Origin of the sequence: Azospirillum sp. B506 (assembly GCF_000333595.1) — a bacterium.
GTDB lineage: Bacteria > Pseudomonadota > Alphaproteobacteria > Azospirillales > Azospirillaceae > Azospirillum.
Map to the genome: position 1 here is coordinate 1 of NZ_BADK01000738.1, position 7,416 is coordinate 7,416.

Below are 7,416 nucleotides of genomic sequence, written 5' to 3' on the forward strand. Positions count from 1 at the left end.
GGACGGCAGCAACCTGGCGTTGAGCGAGACGACCAGGCGCTATTCGCCCCAATTGCCCAGCCGGATGCTGGGATGCGGCTGGGTCGAGGCGATCCATCCCGACGACCAGTTGAACGCCGCCAATGCCTGGTTGAGAACGGTTTATGGCAACGCCGATTATGATCTGAACCTCGCCTACCGGCGGCATGACGGGACCTATCACCGCTTTGCGGTGAAAGCCATCCGCTATGTCGACGCCGATGCGGGCCAGCCCCATTGGCTCGTGATCTCGGAGCCGCTCAGGTAGAAAGAGCCGGGCCTTGCCGACGATCAGCGCGGCCGGTGGCGGGCCAGGGCGTCGGCGATGTCGATGTCGCGGAACGGCTTGCCGATCACCGGCCGCGCGCGATGGGCATCGGGCAAGCCCTCCGCCCCATGGCCGGTGGTGAAGACGAAGGGGACGCCGGCCGCGGCCAGACGGTCCGCCACCGCATCCACCCGTTCGCCGCGCAGGTTGACGTCGAGCAGCGCAATGTCGAAGCCGCCGGCTTCGATCATTTGCAGGGCCGCTGAGACCGAACCGGCCGGGCCAAGGCAGGTGACGCCCCGGTCGATCAGGGCGTCCTCCAGGCTCATGGCGATCAGTGGTTCGTCCTCGACGATCAGGACGGTGAGGTTCGACAGATCAACGTCGGTCACTGCGGGCTCACTCGCGACGATAGAGGGATGACAAGCCGGCATCGCACGCCGGCGGGGTCGAACGCAAGGGCAACATCGCCCTCCAACTCATGGGCAAGACCGCGCTCGATCAGTCGCGAGCCGAAGCCGCGCCGGGTCGGCGCCACCACGGACGGCCCGCCACTTTCGCGCCAGCGCAGTACCAACGCGCCGGCGGCGCCACGGATGGAAGGACCGGGGCCGTCGGGAGCGATGTCATCCATCACCGCCAACTGGCCCGGCTGCGCGATCTCCCAATCCAGATCGACCCGGCCGTTTTCCGCCGACAGGGCACCGTATTTCGCCGCGTTGGTGGCGAGCTCGTGGAAAGCGAGGTGCAGCGACACCGCCACGCCGGTGGTCAGAGTGACCGGCGGACCGCCGACCCGGACCCGACCGGCATGAACATGCGGCTCCAACGTCAGGGCGGCGATCTCGCTCAGCGAGGCGCCCTGCCAATGGCGGCGGGTCAGCAGGTCGTGCGCCTGTGCCAACGCACGCAGCCGCGACTGGAAGGCATCGGGGAAGGCCTCCACCGACGGGGCGGCGCGCAGGGTCTGCCTGGCGATGGACTGCACCATCGCCAGTGTGTTCTTGACCCGGTGGTTCAGTTCCTCCAGCAGCAGCAGTTGCCGCTCCTCGGCCTTCCTGCGGGCGGTGATGTTCAGCGAGACACCGGCCAGACCGGTCGGCATGCCGTCCTTGTCATAGACGGCGCGGCCGCGCACCTGGACCCAATGGACGCTGCCATCGGGCCAGATCGTGCGGTATTCCATGTCCAGCGGCGAGCCGCTGGACACCGCCTGCCGGACCGTCGCCTGCTGATGGTCGCGGTCCTCGGGATGGACGCGCTCCAGCAGTTGCCGATAGGTCGGGATCGCCTCCGGGCCGGGAAGCCCGAGATTGGCGGCGCAGATCGACGAGACGCGCAGCCGGCCGGTCGCCAGCGTCAGCTCCCAGGAGCCGAGCCGCCCGGCCTCCAGCGCGAAGCGCAGCCGCGCCTCGCTCTCCGCCAGGGCCGCGCGCTTGTCGGCCAGTTCGTTGCGGTCGCGCGCCTCCACCAGGGCACGGCGGACGACGACCTGCAGCCGCTCCATGCGCAGTTTCACGACATAGTCGGTGGCGCCCTTCTTCAGCGCCTCGATGGCATTCTCCTCGCCCAGCATGCCGGACACGAAGATGAAGGGAACCCGCGGCAGATGCTCACGCGCGATGGCCAACGCCGACATGCCGTCGAAGTCCGGCAAGTCGAAGTCGGAGAGGATCAGGTCGAAGGGTCCGCTGCCGATGACGGCGTCGATGAAGGCCTGCCGCGTCTCGACCCGCTCGATGTCGAAATCATGGCCCTCGACCATCAGCAGATGTTCGCGCACCAGATCGGCGTCCATGCCGCTGTCCTCCAGCAGCAGGACCCGGCAGCAGATCGGCGGGTCCGAGCCGGCCGGACGACCGGCGGAGGGGTCCATCACCTGCGCCATCAGCTGCCGCGCGGTCTGCGGGGGTGGCAACCGGGCGGCGGCTCGTTCAGGATCGCCCAGAAACTGCCGATGTCGCGGATCGCGTCGAAGAACTCCTTGAAGCCGACCGGCTTGACCACGAAGGCGTTGACGCCCAGCCGATAGCTGCGGACGAGGTCCTGCTCCTCCTTGGAGGAGGTCAGCATCACCACCGGAATGGCGCGGGTGCTGTCATTCGCCTTGATCCGCTGGAGCACCTCGATGCCGTCGACCTTCGGCAGCTTGATGTCGAGGATGATGACGGCCGGGTATTTCGGATCGGTCGGCTTCGACACCGCCTGCCCGTCGGAATGGAACAGGTAGGACAGCGCCTCGGCCCCGTCGCGGGCGACGACGATGTCGTTGGCGAGCTGCGCCTCGGCGAAGGCCTCCAGCGTCAGCTCCAGGTCCTTCGGGTTGTCCTCGACCAGCAGGATCGGTTTCAGCGGGGCCATGGGCCTACCTCGATTCGGCGGCTGCGCGCCGCGGCAGGGAGAAATGGAAGGTCGCACCCCGGTCCAATTGGCCTTCCGCCCAGACCTGCCCACCGTGGCGCTCCACGATGCGGCGGACATTGGCGAGGCCGATGCCGATGCCCTCGAACTCCTCCTCGCGGTGCAGACGCTGGAAGACGCCGAAGAGCTTGCCGGCATAGGCCATGTCGAATCCACGGCCATTGTCACGCACGAAGAACTCGTGCGCATCCGCGGTGGTGCGGCAGCCGACCTCGATTTCCGCCTCGGCACGGTCGCGCGTGTATTTGATCGCGTTGGACAGCAGATTCTGCACCACCAGCCGCAACATGGTCGGGTCGCCGTTGACGCTCGGCAGCGGATGCACGGTCCAGCGCATGTCCCGGCCCTGCAGGTCGGGGTCCAGCAGGTGGCGCACCTCCTCCACCAGCCGGCCGACATCGACCTCCACCCGCGCCAGCGTGGCGCGGCCGAGCTGCGAGAAGTGCAGCAGCCCGTCGACCAGCCGGCCGGCCGAACCCGCCGCCTCGATGATGCTGTCCAGATAATGGCGCTCGCGCTCGTTCAGCTTGTCGGCGGCGCGGGAGCGCAGAAGCTCGGCATAGCTGGTGACGTGGCGGAAGGGCGCGCGCAGGTCGTGCGAGACCGAGTAGGAGAAGGCGGCAAGCTCGCCGTTGCTGCGGCGCAGCTCCTCGTTCAGGGCGGCCATCTCCTCCGCCTTGCGCAGCACGATGCTGACGATGGCGTTGCGGAAATCGCCGGCCGCCTCGATCTCGCCATGGCGCCAGGGCAGGGACTGGCCGCGCACCGTCTCCTTCCACGCCTCGAAGGAGCTGCGCGGGGACAGCCGTCCGCCGGGGTCGTGCGGCTTCTTCGGATCGCCGGCCCAGTCGATGGACTGCACGATCTCCGGCCGGAACCACAGCAGGTAGCTGGGGTGGAGCTGCGAGATCGAGATCGCCAGCAGGCCGCTGGCGGTCCGCTCCATCCCGGCCGCTGCCGGCATCTCGACCGGCAGCTGGTGGCTGACGAACAGCTCCCTGACACCCTGTCCGGCGAGTTCGGCGGCGATGGCCTCGACCACCTCCTGCGGTGGGGTGCGGCCGATCAGCCGGCAGTCGCCATCGAACAGGATCGCGGCACCGTCGGCATTGACCAGGGACAGAAGATCTTCGCCGTCCTCGCCCAACCCGTCGACGAAATGCTCCGCCGCCGCCATATGGGCGAGCAGCCGCGCCTGGGTGCTTTTGGAGCGGATGCGGTGATCGGCGTCCAGCGACCGCTCCAGCGCGATCATCTGGCTGGACAGCACCTGCCCCAGCAGGTCGCAGGCGGTGCGCACCGCGAAGGAGACCTGCCGCGGTTCGGCATGATGGCAGGAGATCAGGCCCCACAGCCGCTCGCCATCCATCACGGAAATCGACATGGACGCCAGGGTGCCCATGTTGCGCATATAGTCCAGATGCACCGGCGACACGCTGCGCAGCACCGAAAAGCTGAGATCCAGCGGCGGGACATCCCGATCGCTGGACAACAGGGGAACCGGCCGGTAGCGGGCATCGGCGATCAGCCGCAGGCGATTCAGCGCATAGAGCCGCCGGGCCTGCTGCGGAATGTCGGAGGCCGGGAAACGCAGGCCGCGGTAGGAGGGCAGGCGGCCATTGCCGTCCTCTGCGATGACCGTGCCGTTCCATTGCTCGTCAAAACGATAGACCAGCACGCGGTCGAATCCGGTCAGCATCCGCACCTCTTCAGCGGTGCTGGCCAGCAGGGCGTCGAAGCCGTGGGCGGCCTGCATGCGCCGGATGCCCTCGCGCATCTGCGGATACAGCGCCTCCAGCGTGCCGACACCGCTTACGGGCAGCTCCTCCAGCTCCAGGATCGCCAGATCGCCGGAGCGGTGGGCGATGACCTGAAATTCCTTGCCGTCGCGCAGGCGCAGGATGTCGAGCTGCACCGGTTCGGTGGGAGCGGCACGCAGCCCGCGGGCGAGCGACGGCATGGAGCTGGCATCGATCAGCCGGTCGACCGGCAGGCCGAAGGCATCGGCGGGAGAGCGGTTCAGCACCGCCCCGGCTTGGGCGCTCGCGCAGACAAGGCTGAGGCTGTCCGGTTCCAGCGCCAGAAGATGTCCATGCGGCTGGATGCTGCCGGGAATGTGGATCGGTTCGCGCGCGCAGGCGTCGAGGTCAAGCATGCCCGCCATGGTCTTGGGCCATGGTTCCGGTCCGGTTGCAGGCGTCACGGTCGTCCTTCGTTCGTCTCGATTACACGTCCGGCGGGCCATTCCCGAAACGGACCCGAAATCGATCTGGGCACGCTGATAATAGCCAATGGTTTCCGCCAATATTCAGCAAGATCATCCGCTTAGAAACCCTGTTTTCGCCGCGCGCACTCGCATCGAGGCGAACGAAGCAACAGGATATCCCGTCAGACCCTATAGTTCATTATCATAGGATACGTTTTATGATCGCCCTTGGATTTTCCGGATTTCCGCTCTTTTGTCATAGAGCGAAAATCATATCCCGTAAGATGCTTGTAACCATGCTGCCCACGGTGACGCCGCCACCGCGCCATCACGATGTCATCATCTGCCGCGGCATCCGCATCCGGGCTGGCGGGGCAGGGCAGGGCAGGTTCAGAAAATCAGCTTCAGGATGCCGGTGACGACCAACAGGCCGATGATGAAAATGATCAGGATGGCCCAGCCAAGAATCTTGAGCATGTCGTCGGTCCTTCTATAGCGTCGTTCGCGGCAGCGCCGGAGCGTCTCAAAGCTCCCCTGGCAACGCCACGGTCATGCTTGGATCAACCCGTCAGCCGGGCCACAGTTCCCGTCGGGCGGGGCAACAGGTCGGCCACGCCCCGTGTCATGAGAGCATTCTCCGATAAGCGAGCAAAAAAAACGCATAATCTATCTTATGGAAATTACTGTATGGCGGGACTCTCAGGGAATACCCCTATCGGAAATCTGCCGGCCACTGCGCAGGACATCCGGCCCTGGCCGCGTATAAATCAACAACAGCAACCGGGAGCGGGCGGAAGACGGCGTGGAGCCTACCGAGGAGACGGTAACCGACGAGGCGTTGATGGCGGACGCCGCGGCCGGTGACCGGAAGGCATTTGGAACACTCACGCGCCGACATCTGCGCCGCAGCATCGCCTTGGCTCAACGGGTGGTCGGAAACGCCGCCGATGCCGAGGAGATCGCGCANGACGCCTTCCTGCAGATCTGGGCCAATGCCCACCGCTGGCGCGGCGACGGAACCCGCTTCACAACCTGGCTGTACAGGATCGTGGTGAACCGCGCCATCGACTACAAGCGGCGGCGCAACTTCGCCCCCCTTGATGCCGCCGACGAGATCGCGACCCCGCCTGGAGTGCCGAGACGGTGATAGACGGAATCCGGATCGGTGCAGCCGTCGATGCGGCGATTGCCGCGTTGCCCGAAGCCCAACGGGCGGCGCTCAGTCTCTGCTACCATGAGGAGATGACGTGCGCTGAAGCATCGGAAATACTGCAGGTATCTGTTTCGGCTATGGAAAGTCTGCTGGTCCGGGCGCGCCGCGTCGTGCGGGCCCGGCTTCACCCCCTGATCCGTCAGAAGGACGGTGTACGGTCATGACGCTCAAAGAGTTCAAACGCTACGCCGAGGCCTACGGCGCCGATCTGGGCCGCTGGCCACGCTCCGCCCAACTGGAGGGGTTGGATCTTCTGGACGGCAACGCCGAGGCCCGGACCTTGCTGGCCGACGCCGCGATCACCGACGCGCTGTTGGATGCCGCCTCGACCCCACTGGTCTCCGCCCGGCGCGAGGCGCAGGTCTATGACCGGATCGCCGATTGCCTGGCGCAGCGGATCGTGCCCGAATTCGTACCGTGGTTCCTGTCACGGCCGCCCTTCCGCCCTGCCCCGCTGGCCGGATTCCTGGCCGGCATGGCGCTGGTCGGGTTCCTCGTCTACAGCCAGGGGGTGATTTCCTTCGAGAAGACGAGCGCGCCGGACCTGTCGGGCGTGATGATCGTCAGCTATCTGGGAGACACGCGATGACGCCGTCAATCCGGCGCCGCTGGCCCTGGTTCCTCTTGGTCGGTTCTCTTGCGCTCAACATGCTGGCCGTTGGCTTCGTCGTCGCCCACAGCTTCCGCCCTCCCCCGCCACCGATGGGGCCGGACCAGATGCTGGAGCGCTTCGTCGAAGACGTGTCGCAACGCCTGTCGCCGGCTGACGCCACGGTTCTGCGCAAGGCGCTGGACGATGCCCGTCCGCTGTTCGTCCGCATGCGGGTCAGTCGCGAGGAGTTCATCCCCCGCCTGCGCACCGCCCTGATGGCCCAGTCCTTCGATGCGGTCGGCCTGAAGGCGCTGTTTGACCGTGTACATGCCAACGACGCCGCCTTGCGCAGCGAGATCGAGGCACGCTTCGTCGATTCCCTTTCCCGTCTTTCCCCCGAAGGCCGCCTGCGTCTGGCTGAAAGCCGCCTTCCCTGATCCTTTCGGTTTCGACCGGCGGCAGACATCTTCGGGGTCAGGCCGGGGCGGCATGTCTGTCCCGGCCCTTTTTCTTTGGCGAGACGAAAGTGAGCCAAAAAGAAAAGGCGGCCTGACGGTATCGCCGCCGGGCCGCCCTGAGTTGGTTCGGGAGGAAACGCAACCAAGTTGCACGTAGAGGTATATGGCCGATATGGTTAACGTCCAGTAAATGGCGGAAAGGAAACATCCCCTACCACTTTATGCGAAATCTGCCGAAGC

9 protein-coding genes are annotated in these 7,416 nt (G+C 66.2%); 5 read left to right on the top strand and 4 right to left on the bottom strand.

Going from position 1 to position 7,416, the window contains the following annotated elements:
* Window positions 1-286 (top strand): PAS domain-containing protein (locus tag I71_RS22775; protein WP_042698704.1); only part of this gene is annotated, 286 nt, incomplete at its 5' end.
* 23 nt (window positions 287-309) lie between these two features.
* On the opposite strand, the gene I71_RS22780 is transcribed toward I71_RS22775, so the two are convergent.
* The 4 genes from I71_RS22780 to I71_RS22795 are packed head-to-tail and all read right to left on the bottom strand — an operon-like array spanning window position 310 to window position 4,910.
* Entirely contained in the window at window positions 310-678 is a 369-nt protein-coding gene (locus tag I71_RS22780) for a response regulator (protein ID WP_083897331.1), read from the bottom strand.
* The gene (locus I71_RS22785; RefSeq protein ID WP_042698715.1) at window positions 675-2,174 is read right to left on the bottom strand and encodes a sensor histidine kinase; all 1,500 of its coding nucleotides are present in this window, start codon (window positions 2,172-2,174) and stop codon (window positions 675-677) included. The genes I71_RS22780 and I71_RS22785 overlap by 4 nt, the downstream gene beginning before the upstream one ends.
* Complete coding sequence (locus I71_RS22790; RefSeq protein WP_042698710.1) at window positions 2,174-2,647, bottom strand: response regulator; 474 nt, start codon at window positions 2,645-2,647, stop codon at window positions 2,174-2,176. The genes I71_RS22785 and I71_RS22790 overlap by 1 nt, the downstream gene beginning before the upstream one ends.
* 4 nt (window positions 2,648-2,651) lie before the next feature.
* Window positions 2,652-4,910, bottom strand: a complete 2,259-nt coding sequence (locus tag I71_RS22795) for an ATP-binding protein (protein WP_244433996.1) — start codon at window positions 4,908-4,910, stop codon at window positions 2,652-2,654.
* An 805-nt stretch (window positions 4,911-5,715) separates the two neighbouring features.
* Between I71_RS22795 and I71_RS40045 the strand changes: the two genes are divergently transcribed.
* Genes I71_RS40045 through I71_RS35150 form a run of 4 tightly spaced genes read left to right on the top strand, consistent with a single transcriptional unit; the run spans window position 5,716 to window position 7,155 of the window.
* Window positions 5,716-6,060 (top strand): sigma factor, encoded by a 345-nt coding sequence (locus I71_RS40045; RefSeq protein WP_244433997.1) that lies wholly within the window; start codon window positions 5,716-5,718, stop codon window positions 6,058-6,060.
* Entirely contained in the window at window positions 6,057-6,290 is a 234-nt protein-coding gene (locus I71_RS40050) for a sigma factor-like helix-turn-helix DNA-binding protein (RefSeq protein WP_244433998.1), read from the top strand. Before I71_RS40045 ends, I71_RS40050 begins: the two co-directional genes overlap by 4 nt.
* Entirely contained in the window at window positions 6,287-6,715 is a 429-nt protein-coding gene (locus tag I71_RS35145) for a hypothetical protein (RefSeq protein WP_049976262.1), read from the top strand. Before I71_RS40050 ends, I71_RS35145 begins: the two co-directional genes overlap by 4 nt.
* Window positions 6,712-7,155, top strand: a complete 444-nt coding sequence (locus tag I71_RS35150) for a periplasmic heavy metal sensor (RefSeq protein ID WP_049976263.1) — start codon at window positions 6,712-6,714, stop codon at window positions 7,153-7,155. The genes I71_RS35145 and I71_RS35150 overlap by 4 nt, the downstream gene beginning before the upstream one ends.
* The last annotated feature ends 261 nt before the right edge of the window (window positions 7,156-7,416 follow it).